The sequence below is a fragment of the Dolichospermum sp. FACHB-1250 genome (genome assembly GCF_014696335.1).
Classification (GTDB): Bacteria; Cyanobacteriota; Cyanobacteriia; order Cyanobacteriales; family Nostocaceae; genus Dolichospermum; species Dolichospermum planctonicum.
In genome coordinates, this window is the sequence record NZ_JACJPZ010000007.1 from 1 (window position 1) to 21,884 (window position 21,884).

A 21,884-nucleotide genomic window follows, 5' to 3' on the forward strand; every position below is an offset into this window, starting at 1 on the left:
TTCCTCAATATGGGCTGCAACTATTTTTTCTCGGAGATCCACTGAATATGCTTTCATGACAGTATTATCTTTATTATTACTAACTGTACCTCATAACTTCGGAAACTGCTGTATTATTAACTGATTACAAGAAAAAGAAAAAATGTAAACGTGGTAAATTACCCAAATACATGAATAATTAATCACATATTGAAAATGAAGAGGTAAATAAATGCGGGCTTTTGTGACTGGTGGTACGGGGTTTATTGGTTCTCATGTGGTGCGATCGCTGTTACAATCAAAATACCAAGTTACAGCTTTAGTCCGTCCTCATAGTAACCTGAACAATTTACAGGGTTTGGCTGTAGATATTGTTAAAGGTGATGTAAACGACGCGAATATTTGGGAACAGATGCAGGGGTGTAATTACTTATTTCATGTTGCTGCCCATTATTCATTGTGGCAAAAAGACCGGGATTTGCTATATTTGAATAATGTACAAGGGACGCGCAATATTTTAGCAGCAGCGCAAAAAGCGGGAATTGAACGTACAGTTTATACTAGTTCCGTTGCGGCTATTGGTGTGGGAAAAGCTGGGGAAATTGTGAATGAAACCCATCAAAGTCCGGTAGAAAAATTGGTGGGAGATTACAAAAAATCGAAGTTTTTAGCCGAACAAATAGCAATATCAGCAGCTAATCAAGGTCAGGATATTGTGATAGTAAATCCTAGTAGTCCCATTGGTCCATTAGATATTAAACCTACACCAACCGGGGATATTATTTTACGGTTTCTGCGGCGACAAATGCCCGCTTATGTAGACACAGGGTTAAATTTTATTGATGTGCGGGATGTAGCTAAGGGACATTTATTAGCATTAGAAAGAGGGAAAAAAGGCGATCGCTATATACTAGGTCATGAGAATCTTAGCTTCAAACAACTTCTAGAACAACTTGCCCAAATCACCGATTTACCTGCACCACAAACGTCTATACCAGCTTGGATACCTCTAACAGTCGGCTGGGTAGAAGAAAAAATCCTCGCACCTCTAGGGAAAACCCCAACAGTTCCCATAGATGGTGTTCGCATGGCACAACAACCAATGTATTATGATACTTTTAAGGCTATCCGCGAATTAGGTTTACCTCAGTCCCCCCTGAGTGTAGCGCTCAAGGATGCTGTAGATTGGTTCGTGTCTAATGGTTATGTGAATAGGTGACAGGTGATAGGTGACAGGTGACAGGGAACAGGTGATAGGTGATAGGTGATAGGTGATAGGGAACAGGTGATAGGGAACAGGTGATAGGTGATAGGTGATAGGTGACAGGTGACAGAAATTAACTACCAATTACCAATTACCAATTACCAATTACCAATTACCAATTACCCATTACCCATTACCAATTACCAATTACCAAACAAATTGAGGAGTGTTAGTTTCATGGCGATTAATCTACAACAAGCAATAGATATAGGTAAGTATTTAGTTACACAACGCTTATTAGGGCGGAAACGGTTTCCCCTGGTATTAATGCTAGAACCGCTGTTCCGGTGTAATTTAGCCTGTACAGGTTGCGGTAAAATCCAGCATCCAGTGGAGATACTCAAGCAAAATCTCACCCCAGAACAGTGTTTTGCAGCGGTGGAAGAATGTGGCGCACCAGTTGTTTCCATTCCCGGAGGAGAACCATTATTACATCCCCAAATCAGGGAAATTGTTGAAGGTTTAATTAAACGCAAGAAATATATTTACTTGTGTACAAATGGTTTATTACTAGAAAAGAGTCTCGATAAATTTCAGCCTTCTCCCTATCTCACCTTTAGTGTACATTTAGATGGAATGCGAGAATGGCATGATAAATGTGTAGACAGAAAAGGGGTTTTTGATACTGCTGTCCAAGCAATTCGCGCCGCTAAAGCGAAGGGTTTTCGTGTCGCTACCAACACGACCATTTTTGAAGGTTGTAATGTTGAAGAAATGCAGGAGTTTTTCGATTTTCTGGAAACATTGGGAACTGACGGGATGATGATTTCTCCTGGTTATAGTTATGAATGGGCTCCAGATCAAGATCATTTTTTACAAAGAGAACAAACCCGCGCTTTATTCCGGGAAATTCTCATACCCTACACCTCTGGAAAGAAAAACTGGAACTTTAATCATAATCCTTTATTCTTAGATTTTCTCATTGGTGAAAAAGACTATGAATGCACTCCTTGGGGTAGTCCTAGTTACAGTGTTTTAGGTTGGCAAAAACCCTGTTATTTGTTGAATGAAGGCTATTATCAAACATTCCAAGAATTGTTAGATAAAACTGATTGGAGTCAATACGGACGCGCTAGTGGTAATCCCAAATGTGCTGATTGTATGGTACATTGTGGTTATGAACCCACAGCAGCAATGGACGCAATGCAGCCGAAAAATATTGCCCGTTCTCTAACTACTGTATTTGGGAAGTAACATTCTGAATCAGGATGTACAGGATTTGAGGATGTACAGGATTAAATAATAGTTAAGTGATATTTAATCTTGTTAAGATTCTCATCTAGAAAATCCTGATTCTGATTACTTTTTGAATAAATAAGATCCAAAATTAGAGAACAACGTCGTCGGATTAAAGAACATTTAGAAGAAAACCCTAGTTTAAAATCCTATCTATCAGAAGTAGTTATTTCTGCTTATCAAGATGGTGTAGATTTAGCAATTCAGGAAACTAATTTACCTGATACCACTTTTCCTAGTGAAAATCCTTATAGTATTTCTCAAATTCTTGATCCTGCTTTTTTAGTGAATCAAGAGGAATAATAACCAAATGGTAACTGAGAGTTTTGACATCAGTATGCAAAAAAAAAGTTGTCAAAATACTTGGCAAATAAAAGATCATCTGCTATATTAGTTTCATACCCAAAAACCTAATCCCCTAATCCCCTGTCCCTACGGGGATGTAGAGACGTTCCTCGGATCGTCTCTACTCTTTTATATTGAGATTGCAGGTTTCTGAAATTTTAGATATTGAATCTTTAACCTAAAACCCAAAATCCAAAATCCAAAATCCAGTTAGGCCCTATCTAATCAGCATTAAGAATTTTGGGAACTCGGAAAAAATCACCTTCCTGTTGAGGAGCGCTGTTGAGGATTGCTTCTCTGTCAGGATAAGGTTGGAGAATGTCCTCTCTGGTGACATTACTGACATCAATAGCTCTGGTTGTTGGTGCGACATTAGTAACATCCAGTTGATTTAGTTGTTGAATATAATCCAGAATACTACCCAATTGAGTGGTAAATTGTGTTTCTTCATCTGCTGTCAATTCTAAACGAGCGAGATTAGCAACTTTACGAACTAGTTGACTATCAATCATAATTTATCAGTTATCAGTTGTCAGTGGTCAGTTGTCAGTTATCAGTTATCAGTTATCAGTTATCAGTTGTGAGTTGTCAGTTGTCAGTTGTCATAAAACTAACAACCGACTCATGGCTAACTTAAAAGAATACGTCAATTTGCGATCGCCCGGTAGTTTTTAGCCAGTTTTGAGCTTCAATGTAATTATTGGGAGCCATGCGAATTGCTCGAATCCAATAATCCGCTGCTTGATCAAACAATGCCTCACCACCGTCATGATCCCCGCTTTCCTTAGCTCTTTCACCTTGAAAATGATAAATGACGGCGATATTATTTAAAGCTTGGGGTAATTGTGGATTTAACTCAATAGCCTGATGATAAAACTCTAAAGCCTTATTATGATCACCGTTACTGGCATAAATCAACCCCATATTATAGAGAATATAACCGCGATCATTGGGGTCATCTTCCATTTCCAAGGCTTCTGTATAATAGTCTAATGCTTCAGCATACTCACCTTCTGCTTGTGCGGACATTCCATCTCGGTAATAAACAAATGCCTCTTTAGCTTTTTTGTTGGTTGGCAATATCTTGAGGATGATATCTGCCATAACGGTAAAGGATTTGTCAACAAAGTTATCGTTTTTCTGTGTTCTTGGCATATAAACCTTTTTGGTTACTCAATTGCAGCATAAACCTAATACGGCTAATTTAACTGATTTGTGGGGGTTTGAGTTAGGGAGGGAGAAGGAGACACGAGTATTATATGCTATAATATAATAATTAACCGTAGATAAATGCAAGTGATTAGGGATGAATCATATTTATTTATATGTATTAATTTGTATTAATTTAAAGCTTGACAATATGATCACTATCTGTAAATAATCAATCAAACAAATTAGATCCAAAACTATTCCCATAAATTGATGATTAAGGCACTAAAACTACCCCAGAAATTAATGCTGCTTGGTTCAGGAGAACTAGGAAAGGAATTTGTAATCGCTGCTCAACGTTTAGGTAATTATGTGATTGCTGTTGACAGATATGCTAATGCTCCTGCTATGCAAGTAGCGGATTGTGCTGAAGTTATTTCTATGCTGAGTGCTGATGATTTAGAAGCAGTAGTAAATAAACATCAGCCTGATTTTATCATTCCCGAAATTGAAGCTATTAGAACTGAAAAGTTACAGGAATTTGAACAAAGGGGAATTACAGTTATTCCCACAGCAGCGGCCACTAACTACACCATGAACCGCGACAGAATTAGGGAATTAGCCCACAAGGAACTAGGAATTAGAACTGCTAAATATGGTTATGCTATCACCTTAGAAGAATTAATTACTGTTGCTGAAGAAATTGGTTTTCCTAATGTTGTTAAACCTGTGATGTCCTCTTCTGGAAAAGGTCAATCTGTAGTTAATGATAGAACTGAAGTAGAAAAAGCTTGGAATTATGCTATTTCTAATTCTCGTGGAGATAGTCAAAAGGTAATTGTCGAAGAATTTATTAATTTTGAAGTTGAGATTACCTTATTAACAATTAAACAATGGGATGCACCCACAATTTTCTGTTCTCCCATTGGCCACCGTCAAGAAAGAGGAGATTATCAAGAATCTTGGCAACCCGCAGCTATTTCTGAAGCTAAAATATTAGCATCTCAAGAAATTGCCAAAAAAGTTACTGATGCTTTGGGTGGTGCGGGAATTTTTGGGGTTGAATTTTTCATCACTAAAGACGAAGTGATTTTTTCCGAACTTTCTCCCAGACCCCATGATACAGGAATGGTGACATTAATTTCCCAGAATTTGAATGAATTTGAATTACATCTGCGAGCGATTTTAGGTTTACCAATTCCCCATATTCAACAGTTAGGATTTTCTGCAAGTGCGGTAATTTTAGCTTCAGAAAAATCTGATTCTATTGCTTTTACTGGTGTAGCTGAAGCTTTAGCAGAAAAAGATGTAGATATTAAATTATTTGGTAAACCTATTGCTCATCCCTATCGTCGCATGGGAGTGGCCTTAGCCAAAGGTGGAGATATTCAGGAAGCGAGAGAAAAGGCCACAAAAGCAGCTAGTCAGGTGAAAATAAGTAATATGTAAATTAGCTTGTTATTAACTTATACATAGCATTTTGTCAATAGTAAAAGTCCTGAACAAATGAGTATTATATTTTACACTCAATCGTCAGGACGATGATTTTGAGATAAATTTACAAGAATCTAACAGTGATGAAAGTTGACAGAATGGGAAAAAATGCCCCCGGTGTCAATCTTTGGTACTATTATTACCGAACTTATGCAATATTCATCACCTGGTAAAGCAGTTTGTTGACAAGATTATTTTTTGGGTGAAATCAGCATCATCATATTTCGCCCTTCTTTCTTTGGTGCTTGCTGTAGTTCACCAAAAGGCTCTAAATCTGTAGCCATCCGCTTAAGCAAGGTTTCTGCCAAGTCACTGTGTTGAATTTCCCGACCTCGGAACATTACAGTAGCCTTAACTTTATCGCCATCTTTGAGGAAGCGTTCGGCTTGCTTGACGCGCACATTATAGTCGTGTTCTTCTATTTTGTAGCGCATTTTTACTTCTTTCACATCAGCCGTGTGCTGCTTCTTCCGGGCTTCCCGCGCCTTCTTTTCTTGCTCAAACTTATATTTCCCATAGTCCATAATTCGACATACCGGCGGGTCAGCTTTGTCACTGATTAGCACCAAGTCCAATTCCTTCTCTTCGGCTAATTGTATGGCTTCTTGGGGGGTTATAATTCCCAGTTGTGCGCCATCAGTGTCAATTACCCGAATTTTCGGGAAGCGAATGCGTTCGTTAATTTGGGGAAGATCACGAGTTCTTTTTTTCTCAATCACAGGCATTATGATTAGTGGCAGCTCTTTAGTTAAGAATTTGGGTTGGTCTTGATTTAGTTAGCTTGGTTGAATATGCCGATTAAGGCAAAATACAAGAGTAACTCAGAATTGAAAAATGAATATCCATCTCCAGTGTAGCTAATTCATACACTAGTTGGCAGTCTCAACATATTTGTTATGCTATTGCTATACAGAACTTGACAAAAACCGGTTCAAAAAATTAATTAATGTAAATTACATGATATTTAACACCAATAACTATGGTTGCAATTTATCCTCATGAATACTTAGAAATCTAAGATATCTAGGGGATGCTTCTAGGATAACAAAATTAGGTATACAGTGGAGATAATCAAATATAATTTAACATATTAGGGAAAAAGAAACAAGGTTAATAATTGCTTAATCACAAAAGAGGGAAAAGTGACGACTGCAATACATTGGCGGCAACGGGTTGGTAATCAAAGAGACTGGGTATGGCGGGGCTGGCAGACTCGTTATACTTATATTCGTCCTGTCAAAGATTATCCAGGACAAACACCATTGATTTTACTACATGGCTTTGGTGCTTCCATTGGTCATTGGCGGCATAATTTAGAGGTATTAGGTAAACACAATACAGTTTATGCTATAGACATGATTGGATTTGGCGCATCTGAAAAAGCTGCAACTAATTACAATGTAGAATTATGGGTAGAACAAGTTTACGACTTTTGGAAAACCTTTATCGGTCAACCAGTTGTTTTAGTGGGTAATTCCATAGGTTCACTGATTTCTTTAGTGGCAGCGGCTACCCATGCTGACATGGTAAAGGGTATTGTGATGATCAGTTTACCAGATCCCAGCCTAGAACAAGAAATGATCCCGACTGCTTTCAAACCCGTGGTTAGGGGTATTAAAAGTATATTTACCTCCAGATTAATATTAAAACCGATATTCTATTTTGTGCGTCGTCCTAGCGTGCTGCGGCGTTGGGCGGGTTTAGCCTATGCTCATCCTGAAGCGATTAGTGATGAACTGATAGACATTTTAGCAGGACCTCCCCAGGACAGAGGATCTGCCCGTGCTTTTAGAGCCTTATTTAAGGCAACAACAGGGGCTAATTTTAGTCCTAGTGTCAAGAAAATTTTACCAAACTTAACAATTCCCATGTTATTAATTTGGGGGAAAAAAGATCGATTTGTTCCCCCAAAACTAGCGGATCAATTTCTGCGCTACAATGAGAAACTAGAACTAGTATATTTAGAAAATGTGGGTCATTGTCCCCATGATGAATCACCAGAACAGGTTAACGAAGCAATTTTAGATTGGATAGGTAGAATGGGTAACTGGTAATAGATAAGGAGATGATTAAGTTCTTGAGTAACGGTGGGAAGTTATTCAATATTGACTTCTGTAGTATCAATATCCGTACTTCCGTCAACACCATGAGCGATAGAAACCATTTTCGTGAGAATATGCTGACTAGGGACTTTACCTTTTAATACCACAGTGCTACCCGTTTGAGCAACCCAGAGAGTGTCAATATCATCAAGGTCAGGATCTTGATCAAATGCTAATGCTACGCGTTTTGCTAAACCACTTTGGTCATATTCTCCGTTTAATCCTATCCGTTCTGGGGGAGTTGTTTGTCTATTAGCATCAGTCGTGGGATTAACTTGAGTGCTTTCCGATTGTTCTAAACCAAAAAGTCTTTGTAACCAACCCATAAATACTGATCTCCTATCATAATTCACTTCTGATTATAATATAAGTCCTTAAAAGTAGATATATCTAACCAAGAAAATTTTGGACAAAATCCACTAGTAGTTAGATTTCTAGATAACTTTTCCAGAAGAACTGAATGATTGGAACTATTAAGTATAAAATAAGAATTAAGACCGACAATTCAGCGTGGTAGAAATTCGCTTCGCAGTCATGAGTGCCGGTCTGCGTTCATGCCATGCTTTTTTAGTTGCCGATGAAACATACGCTGTCAGTTATAGTTGAAGATGAAGCAGGAGTTCTATCCCGCATTGCTAGTTTATTTGCACGTCGGGGTTTTAATATTGAAAGCCTTGCTGTCGGTCCTGCGGAGCAGGGAGGAGTATCGCGGATTACAATGGTTGTGCCTGGTGATGATCGCATCATCGAACAACTTACCAAGCAACTGTATAAGTTAGTTAATGTTCTCAAAGTGCAAGATATTACAGAAATACCTTGCGTAGAAAGAGAATTGATGCTTTTGAAGGTAAATGCTAATAGCAGTAATCGTTCAGAAATAATTGAATTATCTCAGATTTTCCGGGCGCGAATTGTTGATGTGGCTGAAGATTCTTTGACTTTAGAAGTTGTGGGTGATCCTGGTAAAATGGTAGCGATAGTTCAAGTGCTACAAAAATTTGGACTGAGGGAAATTGCCCGTACAGGTAAAATTTCTTTAACTCGTGAATCAGGTGTAAATACTGAATTACTGAAGTCTTTACAGGTAAAAGTCTAGGGTGATTAAACGCGGATTAAACTTATAGTTAACAATCGAAGTTTCCCGTCCAATTAAGCAGCAGATATGGTGTAACTACTATGTCTGCTGCTATTATTTTGCTATTATTTTGATTTAATCAGGAATTATGTCAACCTGGCGTGACTTAATGAGTGAAAACTTGATAAAAAGTTTATAGTTCAAAGCAAAAAATAATAACCCATAGATTATGTTCATATTTGGTTAGTAAATATAAATTATATAGCACTCAAACATGACTAGTGAAAATTTATTCTTGTAAATTATCACCCCAGAGGCAGAAGACACAAACCGCAAGAATATATTTTCATTAATCAGCTATTGATGCTATGTGATTTGGGATAAATTCTCAAAAAATGATGAAGATATTGAGTAGATTCATTGATTATTAAATTTCCACCATTTTACCATTAAGATTTGTTTGTATTAATAACCAATTTAGAACTGGGCAGGTAATCCCTATGATTGATAATTGAATAGGGTTATTTCCATAAGTAGTTTTTTGAGGTTATTAATGAGAATTTCAGGTGTTTATCCAGTGAAAAAATTCTGTAGATTTTCCTGGAGATACTGATATGAATATCCTATTTTTTGTTTCTCACGTTACTATTCAGAGAACAATTAGAAAATTATCGAGTCAATTAAGTAAAATCAGGAATAGACATTGGTTTATTTGTGATATCACGGTTTTTGCAATGACACCATTGTTAGCATTAGGATTGCGTTTAGATGGTAATCTAAACTTGCAACAAGATATTTTCCAGTTGGGAATTGCGACAATTTTGTTTTTAGTAGTCAAACTAATTATCTTTTGGGGGGTTGGTTTTTATAGACGCTATTGGAAGTATGCAAGCATCGAAGAAGGGATTTATATAGTCACATTGATGATGGGTGTGGTAGTCATCCAAACGACCCTATTTAATTTATTGGAGATGCTATTAAGTGAACTTCCGCAATCACTGCCAATTTTGGAGGGAATACTATCTTGCATATTTGTGATTTTACTGCGGTTTAGTGTTCGAGTTGTAGAAAGGATAAGCCACAGACAAAAAATATCTAAAAATAGAGAAAGAGTGTTGATAATTGGTGCTGGTAGTGCGGGGGTTTCCCTTGTAGAAGATATGCAAAGAAATCCCCAATTTGGAGCTTATCCCGTAGGATTTATTGATGACGACATCAAAAAACAGAATATACATTTAAGGGGAATTCCCGTATTAGGAAATCGTCAGAAAATTTCTGAAGTTATCAAAACACTAAAAATCCATAAAGTTATCATTGCTATGCCTACAGTTCCTGGACAAACTATTAGAGAAATTGTAGATATTTGTCAAAACAATGGAGTGCAACCTAGTACCTTACCAGGAATCTATGAAATCCTGAATGGTCGTGTAAGAGTAGATAGTGTTAGAGACATCAAAATTGAGGATTTGCTCAGACGTGAACCCATTCAGACAGAACTGGAAAGAGTAGCCCAATTTATCAATAATAAGACAGTATTAATCACAGGTTCAGGAGGATCGATTGGTAGTGAACTATGCCGACAAATTTTACGTTGTTACCCAGCTAAAATTATCCTAATTGGCCATGGAGAAAATTCTGTTTTTAATATCCAACAAGAACTAGAAAAACTGATCCAAATACTGAAAAATAATCATAAATCAGCGACGGATGTTAATATACCGCAGATTTATACCTTCATTGCTGATATTAGAGTGCAGTCGAGATTAGAACACGCTTTTGAGAGATTTAAACCGGATGTAATTTTTCATGCTGCGGCTCATAAACACGTTCCTCTGATGGAATTAAATCCCGCAGAAGCAATTACTAATAATGTAATGGGAACGAGAAATTTACTACAAGTAGCATTGCAATATAATGTTGAACATTTTGTGATGATTTCCACAGATAAAGCAGTTAATCCTACTAATGTCATGGGTGCTAGTAAAAGAGTAGCGGAAATGTTAGTTTTACAAGCTGCAAAAGAAAGTGGTAAATCCTATGTAGCGGTGCGTTTTGGCAATGTTTTAGGAAGTCGTGGTAGCGTAGTTCCTACGTTCCAAAAACAGATTTTAGCAGGGGGACCAATTACAGTTACTCATCCCGATATTTGCCGATATTTCATGACCATACCGGAAGCAGTTCAACTAGTTTTGCAAGCATCTATTCTGGGTCGTAGTGGTGAAGTTTTAATGTTAAATATGGGTGAACCTGTGAAAATTGTAGATTTAGCAAAAGAATTAATTCATCTTTCAGGATATGAAGTTAACAAAGATATTGACATAGTATTTACAGGTTTAAGACCGGGGGAAAAGCTATTTGAGGAATTGTTTATTGAGGGGGAAGAGTATGAAAATACTGAACATGAAAAACTATTAGTTGTGAAAAATGCGAGTCGGATTATTCCTAATTCTTTGAATATTACTGTAGAAAAATTGCTAGGAGTAGCTGCCAGAAATGATACCAATTCTATTATCTTATTGCTATCGCAATTGGTAGCAGGTTACAAACCGAAATTCCCGGAAGAAAGCAGTTTATTAGATACCGCTAAATATGCCAATCAGACCTCCCATAGGCAGGTAAATATTTTAGCAAATATCGAGCCAACAAGTGCATAAGCATTCTTGATAGTTTAAATCAATCTCAATGAAAATTATGGAATTAAGTAATAGAGTTCAGATCAAAGATTTTCCTAAATCAAACTATTTATCTTCCCTCAAAAAAACAGTGAGAACTTTTGTGAGAAGAAAATGTGATTGGTCAATAGGAATTTATACAGGTGAATCACCTTTTCAATTAAGTTCTCCAGAGAATATCAAAAATCCGGTTTTGACGGCTAAAGATGTTACAGATATACCAGCAGACTTCGTTGCTGATCCATTTATGGTTCGTGAGAATGGAGTTTGGTATATGTTTTTCGAGGTACTAAATAGTTTGAATTTTAAAGGAGAGATAGGACTTGCAACTAGCAAAAATGGCTTGAGTTGGCGTTATGAACAAATCATAATTAGGGAGGATTTTCATTTATCTTATCCTTATGTATTCAAGTTCCAAAATGAATACTATATGATTCCAGAAAGCTATAAAGCTAATGCAATTAGGCTATATAAAGCAGTTGAATTTCCTACTAGATGGACATTAGTTAAAACCTTACTAGAAGGCAGCGATTATGTAGATTCTTCAATTTTCAATTTCCATGATCAATGGTGGATGTTTACGACATCTCCCCAGGGGAATATACTGCATCTTTACTATGCTGATGAATTAATGGGAAATTGGGTCAAGCATCCTCAAAGTCCTTTAATAGAAGGAAATTTTCATATATCCAGACCGGGAGGAAGGGTAATAGTATCTGATGGCAAGATTTTCCGATATACACAGGATGTGGTGGGTTTTTATGGTAATCAAGTTAGGGCTTATGAAATTACAAATTTGACAACTACTAACTATGAAGAAAAAGAGATCATCCATAATCCAGTGATTAAAGGAAGTGGTGAAGGTTGGAATAAAATTGGTATGCACAATATTGATCCACATCAACTTGATAATGGTAAATGGATAGCTTGTGTGGATGGTTATCAAATAGTTTTTGTATTTGGCATGGCAGAAAGAAAAAGAATTAAGATCATGACGAAAGCCAATGCCAAAAAATAAAGACATAACCCTACGTCGTAATTTTTCTTGGACTTTCATTGGTAATCTAATTTATTCAGGTTGCCAATGGGGAATGTTAGTAGTTTTAGCTAAACTTGGTAATCCAGAAATGGTAGGGACATTTACTTTAGGATTAGCAGTAACAGCCCCAGTAATGATGTTTAGTAATCTCCAATTACGAGATATTCAAACAACAGATGCTAAAAATCATTATCTTTTCAATGATTATTTAGGTTTAAGATTGATCACGACAGGGTTAGCATTACCAATAATCTTATGGATTACCTTAGCTACAGGATATAAAGGTGAGACAGCAATAGTCATAATTTTAATTGGTTTTGCTAAAGGATTAGAATCAATTAGCGATGTTTTTTATGGACTGCTTCAGAAACATGAAAAAATGGATCGCATGGCCGTATCTGTAATCATGAAAGGTCCTTTATCTTTACTGATGTTAAGTATAGGTACTTATATATCAGGTAGTATTGTTTGGGGAGTCGTTGGGTTAGTCATAGCTTGGGCTTGTATTTTATTGATCTGGGATATCCCTAGTTATCGGTGGTTGATTAATAAATTTACATTAGAAGGTGAAATTCCTGATTCTCTGGAGGGAAAGACAGCAAAACCTCGGTGGCAATTAGGAACTATCAGGAAGTTAATTTGGTTATCCTTACCTTTGGGTTTGGTAATGATGTTGATTTCCCTGAATGCTAATATTCCTCGCTATTTTCTAGAGCAGTCTTTAGGAAAAAAAGAACTCGGTGTATTTGCTGCCCTTGCGTACCTGATAGTGGCAGGAAACATGGTAGTCAGTGCATTAGGTAGCGCAGCCCGTCCTAGACTGGCAAAATACTACGCAGGGGGGAACGTTAGCGCGTACCAAAAACTTCTCCTCCAACTTGTTGCTATTGCTTGTCTGTTGGGGTTGTCCGGTATTTTAGTCGCTTGGGTTGCTGGTGGGCAAATCTTAACTATTGTTTACCAACCAGAATACGCCAAATATACTGAGCTTCTGATTTGGTTAATGGTGACAGCGGGAATTGGGTATGTTTCCTCTTTTCTCGGTGAAGGAATGACCGCTGCTAGATATTTTCGTACGCAAATTCCATTGTTCATTATAGTCACCAGTACATCTGCGATCGCTTCCTTCTGGTTTATTCCTAAAAATGGACTCAAAGGAGCAGCAATAGCACTGATGATAGCCGAAATAGTTCGCATAATTTTTACATTAGGAGTCATATTTCATGCCGTACATCGCATCCAAAGATATCAAACACACAGATAGAGAAATTACTCAAAAACCTCGACGCATTCTTCATGTTTTAGGGGGTATGAATCGGGGGGGAATTGAAACTTGGCTCATGCAAATTTTACAGCATATAGACCGCGATCGCTTCCAAATGGATTTTTTAGTCCATAGCACAGAACCCGGTGCTTATGACCAAGAAGCACGCGCTCTCAACAGTCAAATTATTACCTGTCCCTATCCCTCTCGACCCTGGATTTACGTTCCCAAATTTCGCCAGATTTTGCGTGAACATGAACCCTATGATATTATTCATAGTCACGTACATCTCTTCAGTGGCAATATTTTGCGTCTGGCTGCTCAAGCAGGTATACCCTGTCGTATTGCTCACTGTCACACAGACACATCAGCCATAGCCACTAAAGGGGGACTTTACCGCCGCTTATATTATACCTGGATGAAATCTTGGATTAACCGCTATGCAACTATGGGTTTAGGAATCAACAACCAAGCGGTAGCAGCCTTATTTGGTTCGAGTGACAAATCTAACCCCCGTTGGCAAGCTATTAATTATGGTCTGGATATCACCCCTTATGCAGATAAAATTGATGCAGCCGCTCTCCGGGCTGAACTTGGTATCCCTACGGATACTTTTGTAATTGGTCACATAGGTAGATTTGTGGAAGTAAAAAACCATACCTTTATTCTTGATATTGCCGCAGCAGTAGTCAAAAGAGAACCGAAAATACGTCTTTTGTTAGTAGGAGAGGGTTCACTGCGATCGCAAATAGAACAAAAAGCTTCCCAATTAGGCTTAACGGATCATGTGATCTTTGCAGGTGTTCGTGCTGATGTTCCCCGATTAATGCGAGGTGCTATGGATGTATTCCTGTTTCCATCCCTTTTTGAAGGATTAGGAAATGTACGGTTAGAAGCACAGTGTGCGGGATTACCTGCCGTAATTTCCGACGTTGTTCCCGAGGAAGGTGATGTAATCAAACCCCTAGTGCAGCGACTTTCTCTAAGTGAATCAGCGGATACTTGGGCAGAAGCAATTTTAACTTGGAAAAATAAAGCACCAGCGATTAATCAAACTGACGCTTTAAAAATCATGAAAGATAGTAATTTCAACATTGACAAAGCCGTCAAACAATTAGAACAGATTTATCAAAATTAAATATCCAACAACATAGTTTTATGAATCAACAGCCCCTTCACAGGAAAACAATTTATCCTGATAGTTTAATAATTTCCGTTTTCCTTTGTCTCATCGTATTGCTAGGATTTCTGCCAACTACAAATCAATTTTTACACTGGTTTATTATTCCAGTAACATTGAGTGGAATTGTGATTGGTATTGACGCTGTGCAATGGTTTCGGGGGCGCTTGAATATCTTTTCTCCCGTAGGCGTTATGGGTTTATTAGGTGTTCATTTTTTCTTTTTAGCACCCCTACTTCATGTTAGTTGGAATAATTGGTTAAGTAGTGATTTAATACCACCCCCAGACTGGCGACCCTGGGTAGGTGGAATGGCAATTCTGAACTTATTAGGTATTTTACTTTATCGCATTTCTAGAAATATAGATTTCTCTGGGTTTTTCCAGGAAAAATCAATTAATCAAAAGAGAAATCAAAAAACAGTTTGGATGATTAATAAACAACGTTTTCCTTTAATTGTGGGGATAGGACTAATTGTTTGTTTAGTTTTACAAATATTAGTTTATAGCCAGTATGGAGGGTTAATTGGTTATATCAATGCTTTTGCAGATAAACAAACCGAAGCCGGAGTAGGACAAGGTTGGTTATTAATGATTTGTGAAAGTTTTCCCAATTTAGCAATGATGGCATTTGCAGTCTATGCTAAAGACAAAAAAAGATTACAAACATGGCCTGTATTGATTACAGTTCTGGTCATATTTTTTGTAATTAAATTACTATTTGGTGGCTTGCGGGGTAGTCGTAGTAATACAATATGGGCATTATTTTGGGCAGCGGGAATGATTCATTTTTGGCTGAAGAAAATTAATAAAAAACAAATCCTCATGGGCATGATATTCTTCATATTTTTCATGTACTTTTATGGATTTTTAAAATCAGGGGGAACTGAAGGATTTCAAACTGCCTTAGAGGGAGCAGAAGCCAGGGAAGAATACACAGCAGAAAATGGGAGAACTTGGGAGAACTTATTATTAGGAGATTTAGGCAGAACCGACGTTCATGCTTATATGCTATATAGATTAATGGACGATGATAGTGATTACCAATATGGTTGGGGGAGAACTTATTATTCAGCATTTACTATTTTAATTCCCCAACAACTTTGGCCTTTCCCCGAAAAACCGCCGAATAAATCCAAAGAAGGAACAGACCTGCTTTATGGTATGGGTTCTTATGTTCCTGGTGTGTGGGTATCCTCCAAAGTTTACGGAATTGCTGGAGAAATAATGCTAAATTTTGGACCTTTTGCTGTACCTTTTTCTTATATTTTTCTGGGGGTAGTTGTAGGATCTATTCAACGTTCTTTGGCGGGGTATTTAAAAGGAGATACTCGCTTACTGTTGCTACCAATGTTAATCAATTTCAGTTTTACAATTTTGATAGGTGACTTGGATAATCTTATATATTTTTTAATCACTGTCGGTGGTGTTCCTTCTCTAGTAATTTTTAGCAGTTCTGAAAGAAAAATACTCCTCCCTCACTCTCCTCTGATCAACGAAAGGGAACAAACTCCCCTTTACAACTAAATGACCAATTACCCATTAGCAATTACCTATGTTAAAGATTCTTCATTTAATTAGCAGTTTAAATAGAGGTGGAATTGAAATGTGGCTACTTTCTATGCTGCGAGAAATTCCCAGAAACCAATATGAGATGGATTTCTGTTGTAAAGGACAAAATGTAGGTGCATTAGCAAATATTGCAGAAGAATTAGGTGCAAAAGTATTTCATTGTCAATTAAATTTTGCTCATTTTGGCTTTATTGACAACTTAAAACGGATTATCATAGAGGGAAATTACCAGATTCTCCATAACCATTTAGAAACTTATAGTGGTCTTGGCACTTGGCTAGGTAATGAATTAGGAATCCCCGTGATTACCTCCTTTCATAATACGAAATTTTTTACTCCCCAAACACCATTAACTCGTCGTTTTGTCATTCGACAATTACGGTCAATTTACGCAAAATTTAGTATTCGCTACGCATTGGAAAATTCTCATTTAGTCACAGGTTGTTCTCAAGGAGTAATTGATAGTTTGACGAGTTTTGATCAAAACATAAAAAATTCTGGTCTTGTTTTAAATTATGGTGTGAATATTCCCGATTTAGCAACACCTGAAAAATGCAAAGAGTTGCGTAATTCTTTTGGTTGGACTGAAGATACCCCGATTATTCTTCATGTAGGAAGATTAATAGAACAAAAAAATCATTTAGGATTACTTTCTATATTCCAAAAAGTTGTAGAAAAGATTCCTACAGCCAAACTTTTGTTAGTAGGAGAAGGTCCATTACGAGGATTAATTACAGAAAATATCACCAAACTTGGACTTATAAATGCAGTTAAGCTACTCGGACTGCGTGACGATATTCCGGCATTAATGACTTGTACTAACGTTTTTTTATTTCCCTCTTTTCATGAAGGATTACCAGTAGTTTCTCTTGAAGCCAATGCAGCGGGATTGCCAATTGTTGGTTCAAAAATACCCGGTTTAATAGAAGCGGTCAAAGATCGAGAAACAGGGATTTTACATGAAGTAGAAGACCTAGAAGGCATGGCTAAATCAACAATTGAAATCATCAATAATCGCCAATATGCTCAGGAACTTGCTCAGGCTGGAAGAACCTGGATAAAAAGTAAATATTCCACGGAAAATAGTACCAAAAAACTAATAGAAATTTACCATAATTGCCCAATCAAAATATAAAAATTAAGCCCAAAAAAATGGATGTATTAGTAACAGCCAGCGCCCGCTTTGCGATAACAAGTGATGGTATGCTGTGGACTCCAAATCAATCATTAGATTATCACTTCTGGTCTCGATATTTAGACGTATACGATGAAGTTAAAATCTTGGCACGAGCAAAACCGTATCAATTACCACCATCCGGCTGGAATCAAGCTTCAGGACAAGGAATCAAAGCGATACCCTTACCCGACTATCAAGGCGGATCAGGATTAGTAAAAAACTATACTTACATCAAAAAAACTGCGATCGCTGCGTTAGCAAATACGAAAGCCGTACAAATGCGTTTATCCTGTGATATTGGTGGAATTGTCTGGCGGTGTTTAGCATCTTCAAGACCTTATGGGATAGAAGTAGTTAATGATCCTTATGATGTTTTTGCCCCTGGTGCTTATAAGCATCCTTTAAGAGCAGTTTTTCGGAGATGGTCAACGTGGCAATTACAACGTCATACCGCCAATGCTACGGCTGCTGCTTATGTAACAGAATACTCATTACAAAAGCGATATCCGCCGAAAAATGGCGCATTTTCCACTTATTTTTCCAGTATTGATTTACCCAATTCAGCCTTTGCGGCTGCACCGCGAGAACCAAGAACAGGTATAAAATCATTTACGCTGGTTAGCGTAGGTACATTGGCTCAACTGTATAAAGCACCAGATATCTTAATTAAAGCCATTGCAGTTTGTGTACAAGAAGGGTTAGATCTACAACTAATTTGGGTAGGAGATGGTAAATACAAAAGAGAATTGCAAACATTAGCAGCGGAAAAATGTATAAATAAGCGAGTCACATTTTGCGGATATTTATCAACCAGAGAGCAAGTAATTGAGCAATTGGATAAAGGGGATCTTTTCGTTCTCCCATCATACCAGGAAGGCTTACCAAAAGCCATGATCGAAGCCATGGCGCGGGGGCTACCTTGTATTGGCTCAAATGTAGGGGGTATTCCCGAATTATTACCAGAGGAGGATATGGTTAACCCTGGTTGTCACATAGCACTGGCACATAAAATCCGGGAAGTTGTCACCAACCCATACCGTTTAGGAAATATGTCAATTTCCAATTTAGAAAAAGCCAAAAATTACAGAGAAGATATTTTGCAAAAACGCCGAATTAAATTCTACAGTCATGTCAGAGAACAAACGCAGACATGGTTATCAAGCCAGACAAAATCCTTCTAAATTATCTATCAACCTCTAAACAAACTCTAAATAAAAATGAATAAAATTTTAATAGTAACAACAATTCCTAGCACTATTAATGCTTTTCTTTTACCTTTTGTTGAACATTTCCGCGCTCATGGTTGGAAAGTAGATGCAATGGCACGGGGAATCAGTGCAAATGCTCAATGTTTAGCAGCATTTGATCAAGTGTGGGATATAGAATGGTCAAGAAATCCCCTAAATCCATTGAATTTAATAGCTGCTCCTCAGATTATTCAGAAAATAGTTGAAAAAGAGAAATATGATATAGTTCATGTTCACACACCAGTAGCAGCTTTCGTGACTCGCTATGCTTTAAAAAAACTGAAAAAGCGACTTAATACAAAAGTCATTTATACAGCTCATGGTTTTCATTTCTACCAAGGAGGTAAAGCTTTAAAAAATGCTTTCTTTCTAGCTTTAGAAAAATTAGCTGGGTATTGGACGGACTATTTAGTAGTGATTAATCGTGAAGATCAAGCAGCGGCTCAAAAATACAAACTTGTCTCATCAGAACGGCTTAATTATATGCCAGGAATTGGCGTAAATTTGCAATATTATAAAGCTGATTCTATTTCTTTAGAAGATATTGAGAAATTACGTCAAGAATTAGGACTAACAGCAAACACTAAATTGCTGTTATCAGTAGCTGAATTTATTCCCCGAAAAAGATTGTCAGATATTTTAAAAGCATACTCTAATTTAAACAGACCTGAAACCTGTTTAGTTTTTGCTGGAGATGGAATATTAATGGAGGAAATGCAGCAGTTAGCAATGAAATTAAATATTCAAAATCAAGTCCGATTTTTAGGAATACGTCGAGATATTCCCATTTTAATGCGTACCGCAGCAGCCACCATTTTAGTTTCCGAACAAGAAGGTTTACCCAGATGTGTAATGGAAGCTATGTCCTTAGAAACTCCAGTAATTGGTACAAATATTCGCGGAACGAGAGACTTATTAGAAAATGGATGTGGTTTACTTGTAGAAGTGGGTGATATAGCAGGAATAACAAAAGCAATGACATGGATATTAGATCATCCAGAAAAAGCGATAATTATCAGTAAAAAAGGACGAGAAATAATAGCTAATTATGACATAAACCAAATTATTAAAATGCACACAACCTTATACACCCAAGTTCAGACACCAAACTTATAGTGATTCACGAAGATTAGAAAATCTGCAATAATTATGAAGAAATATCCGGTATTATTAGCTATTGTTATCTGCATTTTTATAGTTTTCCAAAATGGAGTATTTCCACAAAACTTATCTGCGTTAGCAACAAGAAAAGTTATTAATAACGAAAGAGGATTTTACTATGTATTTCCTTATAATGATGATTGGTCAAAAGTTGGAGCTTATATAGGATTAGCTCATTATGATAGTTTTGAAGCCATGAATCAAGAAGCTATTAGAGGAATTCAGGGTCGTTTTCAACACTTTCATTCTCAAGATGAAAATAAATATGCTTATTTTCCCTATGCTGAATTAAAGGAATATGAAACTGACGAATTAAATCAAAATCATCCACCATTATGGATTACTGCTAGGTATAAAAATCAAAGAAAACCTGTAATTTTTGAATGGTTGTCAAAAGAAAAAGCTCAAGGTGTGAATTTTGCTGATGAGCGTTATATAAATTTCTTTATTAAAAAATATGTCCGTAATAAACTACAAAAAAATTCCTATCAAAATATTTGGTTAGGACTGGATAACTGCGCTTTTAATTACAGTTTATATGGTGTATTTGACGAAAAAAATAATTTTATAAATAACGTTAAATGGGAGAAACCATTTCCCCAAAATAATCAGGATTTTTTACAATCTGTCAAGTATTTTTTCAAACGAGTTAAAGAATTAGCACCCGATATTAAAATTATTTGTAATGAAGGGAGTATTGCTGATGAAACTCAGTATAATCAAATATTTGCGAATACAGATGGAGTTATTTTAGAAGATTTTCTTGGTGAGATATATAATCAAGATGGAAATTATGCTAGAGATAAAATTTATCAAATTTATTTGCGAATGAAAAATTTTGCGACCAACAAAGTACAAATTTATCAACCTCATACACACGACCGAGATGAACTTATTCATGATATGTACCTTGGGTATTTAATTTTTGGTGGAGAAAATCGATTTTTAAGTATGGATAATGATCAAAGTCAAGAGATTGATCCAAAACGATATATAGAAATTAAAAATGCTTTGGGTAATCCAACTTCTCCAGCAACAGACCAACAGGAAATAAATAAAAGTCAAGGATATCGTCTTTATTCAAGAAGTTATGAAGGAGGAATTATATATTTTAATCTCACGGGAAAAACGCAAACCATAAAATTAAAATCAGGGAAGAAATATTTTGACGAAGATCATCGTCCAGTAACAAGCATTGTCATTCAAGATAAAACAGCAAAATATGTAGTTTTTAGTCCACAAGTCAGAGCCGAGAAACCTGTGATTAGTCCAGTTCAAGAAGGGATGATCACGGGTGAAGTTCTTGTTAATATCGAGAGTAAAATACCCAATGCAACTATTAGATATACTCTTGATAATAGCGAACCAAATCAAAATTCTCGAATTTATATTAGTCCGATTAAACTAACTAAAAGTGCTATGGTAAAAGCTAAAGTGTTTACTCCAAATGGGTCTACAAGTTTGATATCAAGTACTTATTATAGTATGACCAATAAATTACCGCAAGTGGAATTTCATGTAAGTGCAGCAAGTGGAAGTGAATTTTTAAATATGGATTATCCCCTAGTAAAACTAAATTACATGAGTGGGAAAACGGTAACTGTTAATTATTCAGTTGTAGGGGGTACAGCCAAGAATGATGGTATAGATTATAAATTAGGAAATGGTCAGTTGACATTTAAAGCTGGAGAACAGTACAAATATTTACCAATACCAATTATTAATGATGATCAAAAAGAAAATAATGAGACTATCAAAATTAAGCTTTATCAGACAGTTAATGCCAAATTAGGGAATAAAAATTTATATACTTATACAATTAAGGATAATGATTAAAGGTATTGACAATATGGCTATATTATCTTTTGTATTTTCGCTATATTTTTAATAAGGGTTTTGTTTCGCGCAAATGTGCAAAGACGCAAAGAA

At 36.6% G+C, this 21,884-nt stretch carries 19 protein-coding genes; 15 read left to right on the forward strand and 4 right to left on the reverse strand.

The features are described from left to right. The first annotated feature begins 211 nt into the window (after nucleotides 1–211). From hpnA to H6F39_RS03755, 3 genes are all read left to right on the forward strand, one after another. Nucleotides 212–1,198, forward strand: a complete 987-nt coding sequence (gene hpnA, locus H6F39_RS03745; RefSeq protein ID WP_190396262.1) for a hopanoid-associated sugar epimerase — start codon at nucleotides 212–214, stop codon at nucleotides 1,196–1,198. A gap of 222 nt (nucleotides 1,199–1,420) precedes the next feature. Continuing rightward, entirely contained in the window at nucleotides 1,421–2,437 is a 1,017-nt protein-coding gene (gene hpnH / locus H6F39_RS03750; RefSeq protein ID WP_137907097.1) for an adenosyl-hopene transferase HpnH, read from the forward strand. A 132-nt stretch (nucleotides 2,438–2,569) separates the two neighbouring features. Next, nucleotides 2,570–2,782: a DUF29 domain-containing protein gene (locus H6F39_RS03755; RefSeq protein ID WP_268904586.1), complete on the forward strand. Its 213-nt coding sequence runs from the start codon at nucleotides 2,570–2,572 to the stop codon at nucleotides 2,780–2,782. A 263-nt stretch (nucleotides 2,783–3,045) separates the two neighbouring features. Here the strand turns inward: H6F39_RS03755 and gatC are convergent, their stop codons facing one another. Together gatC and H6F39_RS03765 are read right to left on the reverse strand one after the other, a co-directional pair. Beyond that, the gene (gene gatC, locus H6F39_RS03760; protein ID WP_137907096.1) at nucleotides 3,046–3,336 is read right to left on the reverse strand and encodes an Asp-tRNA(Asn)/Glu-tRNA(Gln) amidotransferase subunit GatC; all 291 of its coding nucleotides are present in this window, start codon (nucleotides 3,334–3,336) and stop codon (nucleotides 3,046–3,048) included. A gap of 121 nt (nucleotides 3,337–3,457) precedes the next feature. Then, the gene (locus H6F39_RS03765) at nucleotides 3,458–3,979 is read right to left on the reverse strand and encodes a photosystem I assembly protein Ycf3 (protein ID WP_137907095.1); all 522 of its coding nucleotides are present in this window, start codon (nucleotides 3,977–3,979) and stop codon (nucleotides 3,458–3,460) included. A gap of 267 nt (nucleotides 3,980–4,246) precedes the next feature. Between H6F39_RS03765 and purT the strand changes: the two genes are divergently transcribed. Continuing rightward, nucleotides 4,247–5,422: a formate-dependent phosphoribosylglycinamide formyltransferase gene (purT, locus tag H6F39_RS03770; RefSeq protein ID WP_137907094.1), complete on the forward strand. Its 1,176-nt coding sequence runs from the start codon at nucleotides 4,247–4,249 to the stop codon at nucleotides 5,420–5,422. A 236-nt stretch (nucleotides 5,423–5,658) separates the two neighbouring features. On the opposite strand, the gene infC is transcribed toward purT, so the two are convergent. Then, nucleotides 5,659–6,192, reverse strand: coding sequence for a translation initiation factor IF-3 (gene infC, locus H6F39_RS03775; protein WP_015083285.1), 534 nt, complete (start codon nucleotides 6,190–6,192; stop codon nucleotides 5,659–5,661). A 417-nt stretch (nucleotides 6,193–6,609) separates the two neighbouring features. Here infC and H6F39_RS03780 point away from each other — a divergent pair, with 417 nt between their 5' ends. Next, nucleotides 6,610–7,521, forward strand: coding sequence for an alpha/beta fold hydrolase (locus H6F39_RS03780; protein WP_137907093.1), 912 nt, complete (start codon nucleotides 6,610–6,612; stop codon nucleotides 7,519–7,521). A gap of 41 nt (nucleotides 7,522–7,562) precedes the next feature. Here H6F39_RS03780 and H6F39_RS03785 read toward each other — a convergent pair whose 3' ends face one another. Continuing rightward, nucleotides 7,563–7,895: a BON domain-containing protein gene (locus H6F39_RS03785; protein WP_137907092.1), complete on the reverse strand. Its 333-nt coding sequence runs from the start codon at nucleotides 7,893–7,895 to the stop codon at nucleotides 7,563–7,565. Nucleotides 7,896–8,146: 251 nt separating this feature from the next. Between H6F39_RS03785 and ilvN the strand changes: the two genes are divergently transcribed. The 10 genes from ilvN to H6F39_RS03835 all read left to right on the forward strand — a co-directional run bounded on the left by ilvN (nucleotide 8,147) and on the right by H6F39_RS03835 (nucleotide 21,791). Further along, on the forward strand, nucleotides 8,147–8,665 hold the full coding sequence (gene ilvN, locus H6F39_RS03790) for an acetolactate synthase small subunit (RefSeq protein ID WP_028084672.1): 519 nt from the start codon (nucleotides 8,147–8,149) through the stop codon (nucleotides 8,663–8,665). A 593-nt stretch (nucleotides 8,666–9,258) separates the two neighbouring features. Next, nucleotides 9,259–11,298 (forward strand): nucleoside-diphosphate sugar epimerase/dehydratase, encoded by a 2,040-nt coding sequence (locus H6F39_RS03795; RefSeq protein ID WP_137907091.1) that lies wholly within the window; start codon nucleotides 9,259–9,261, stop codon nucleotides 11,296–11,298. Nucleotides 11,299–11,335: 37 nt separating this feature from the next. Next, nucleotides 11,336–12,334 (forward strand): hypothetical protein, encoded by a 999-nt coding sequence (locus tag H6F39_RS03800; RefSeq protein WP_190396263.1) that lies wholly within the window; start codon nucleotides 11,336–11,338, stop codon nucleotides 12,332–12,334. After that, nucleotides 12,321–13,619 (forward strand): lipopolysaccharide biosynthesis protein, encoded by a 1,299-nt coding sequence (locus tag H6F39_RS03805; protein ID WP_137907089.1) that lies wholly within the window; start codon nucleotides 12,321–12,323, stop codon nucleotides 13,617–13,619. The genes H6F39_RS03800 and H6F39_RS03805 overlap by 14 nt, the downstream gene beginning before the upstream one ends. Next, entirely contained in the window at nucleotides 13,579–14,757 is a 1,179-nt protein-coding gene (locus H6F39_RS03810) for a glycosyltransferase family 1 protein (protein WP_190396264.1), read from the forward strand. Before H6F39_RS03805 ends, H6F39_RS03810 begins: the two co-directional genes overlap by 41 nt. 20 nt (nucleotides 14,758–14,777) lie before the next feature. Next, nucleotides 14,778–16,325: a hypothetical protein gene (locus H6F39_RS03815; protein ID WP_190396265.1), complete on the forward strand. Its 1,548-nt coding sequence runs from the start codon at nucleotides 14,778–14,780 to the stop codon at nucleotides 16,323–16,325. A gap of 28 nt (nucleotides 16,326–16,353) precedes the next feature. After that, the gene (locus H6F39_RS03820) at nucleotides 16,354–17,505 is read left to right on the forward strand and encodes a glycosyltransferase (protein ID WP_137907086.1); all 1,152 of its coding nucleotides are present in this window, start codon (nucleotides 16,354–16,356) and stop codon (nucleotides 17,503–17,505) included. 17 nt (nucleotides 17,506–17,522) lie between these two features. After that, nucleotides 17,523–18,728 carry a glycosyltransferase family 4 protein gene (locus tag H6F39_RS03825; protein WP_190396266.1) on the forward strand — a complete coding sequence of 402 codons (1,206 nt, stop codon included), beginning with the start codon at nucleotides 17,523–17,525 and terminating at the stop codon, nucleotides 18,726–18,728. 36 nt (nucleotides 18,729–18,764) lie between these two features. Beyond that, nucleotides 18,765–19,910, forward strand: a complete 1,146-nt coding sequence (locus H6F39_RS03830; RefSeq protein WP_190396267.1) for a glycosyltransferase family 4 protein — start codon at nucleotides 18,765–18,767, stop codon at nucleotides 19,908–19,910. A 33-nt stretch (nucleotides 19,911–19,943) separates the two neighbouring features. Next, nucleotides 19,944–21,791, forward strand: coding sequence for an FN3 associated domain-containing protein (locus H6F39_RS03835; protein ID WP_190396268.1), 1,848 nt, complete (start codon nucleotides 19,944–19,946; stop codon nucleotides 21,789–21,791). Nucleotides 21,792–21,884 lie beyond the last annotated feature (93 nt).

Bases quoted from the DNA above. Each gene is read 5' to 3' on its own strand.
- H6F39_RS03825 (WP_190396266.1), top strand. From the start codon at position 17,523: ATGGATGTATTAGTAACAGCCAGCGCCCGCTTTGCGATAACAAGTGAT.
- H6F39_RS03830 (WP_190396267.1), top strand. From the start codon at position 18,765: ATGAATAAAATTTTAATAGTAACAACAATTCCTAGCACTATTAATGCT.
- H6F39_RS03810 (WP_190396264.1), top strand. From the start codon at position 13,579: ATGCCGTACATCGCATCCAAAGATATCAAACACACAGATAGAGAAATT.
- H6F39_RS03805 (WP_137907089.1), top strand. From the start codon at position 12,321: ATGCCAAAAAATAAAGACATAACCCTACGTCGTAATTTTTCTTGGACT.
- ilvN (WP_028084672.1), top strand. From the start codon at position 8,147: ATGAAACATACGCTGTCAGTTATAGTTGAAGATGAAGCAGGAGTTCTA.
- purT (WP_137907094.1), top strand. From the start codon at position 4,247: ATGATTAAGGCACTAAAACTACCCCAGAAATTAATGCTGCTTGGTTCA.
- hpnA (WP_190396262.1), top strand. From the start codon at position 212: ATGCGGGCTTTTGTGACTGGTGGTACGGGGTTTATTGGTTCTCATGTG.
- H6F39_RS03795 (WP_137907091.1), top strand. From the start codon at position 9,259: ATGAATATCCTATTTTTTGTTTCTCACGTTACTATTCAGAGAACAATT.
- H6F39_RS03835 (WP_190396268.1), top strand. From the start codon at position 19,944: ATGAAGAAATATCCGGTATTATTAGCTATTGTTATCTGCATTTTTATA.
- H6F39_RS03820 (WP_137907086.1), top strand. From the start codon at position 16,354: ATGTTAAAGATTCTTCATTTAATTAGCAGTTTAAATAGAGGTGGAATT.
- gatC (WP_137907096.1), bottom strand. From the start codon at position 3,336: ATGATTGATAGTCAACTAGTTCGTAAAGTTGCTAATCTCGCTCGTTTA.
- infC (WP_015083285.1), bottom strand. From the start codon at position 6,192: ATGCCTGTGATTGAGAAAAAAAGAACTCGTGATCTTCCCCAAATTAAC.
- H6F39_RS03800 (WP_190396263.1), top strand. From the start codon at position 11,336: ATGGAATTAAGTAATAGAGTTCAGATCAAAGATTTTCCTAAATCAAAC.
- H6F39_RS03765 (WP_137907095.1), bottom strand. From the start codon at position 3,979: ATGCCAAGAACACAGAAAAACGATAACTTTGTTGACAAATCCTTTACC.
- hpnH (WP_137907097.1), top strand. From the start codon at position 1,421: ATGGCGATTAATCTACAACAAGCAATAGATATAGGTAAGTATTTAGTT.
- H6F39_RS03815 (WP_190396265.1), top strand. From the start codon at position 14,778: ATGAATCAACAGCCCCTTCACAGGAAAACAATTTATCCTGATAGTTTA.
- H6F39_RS03785 (WP_137907092.1), bottom strand. From the start codon at position 7,895: ATGGGTTGGTTACAAAGACTTTTTGGTTTAGAACAATCGGAAAGCACT.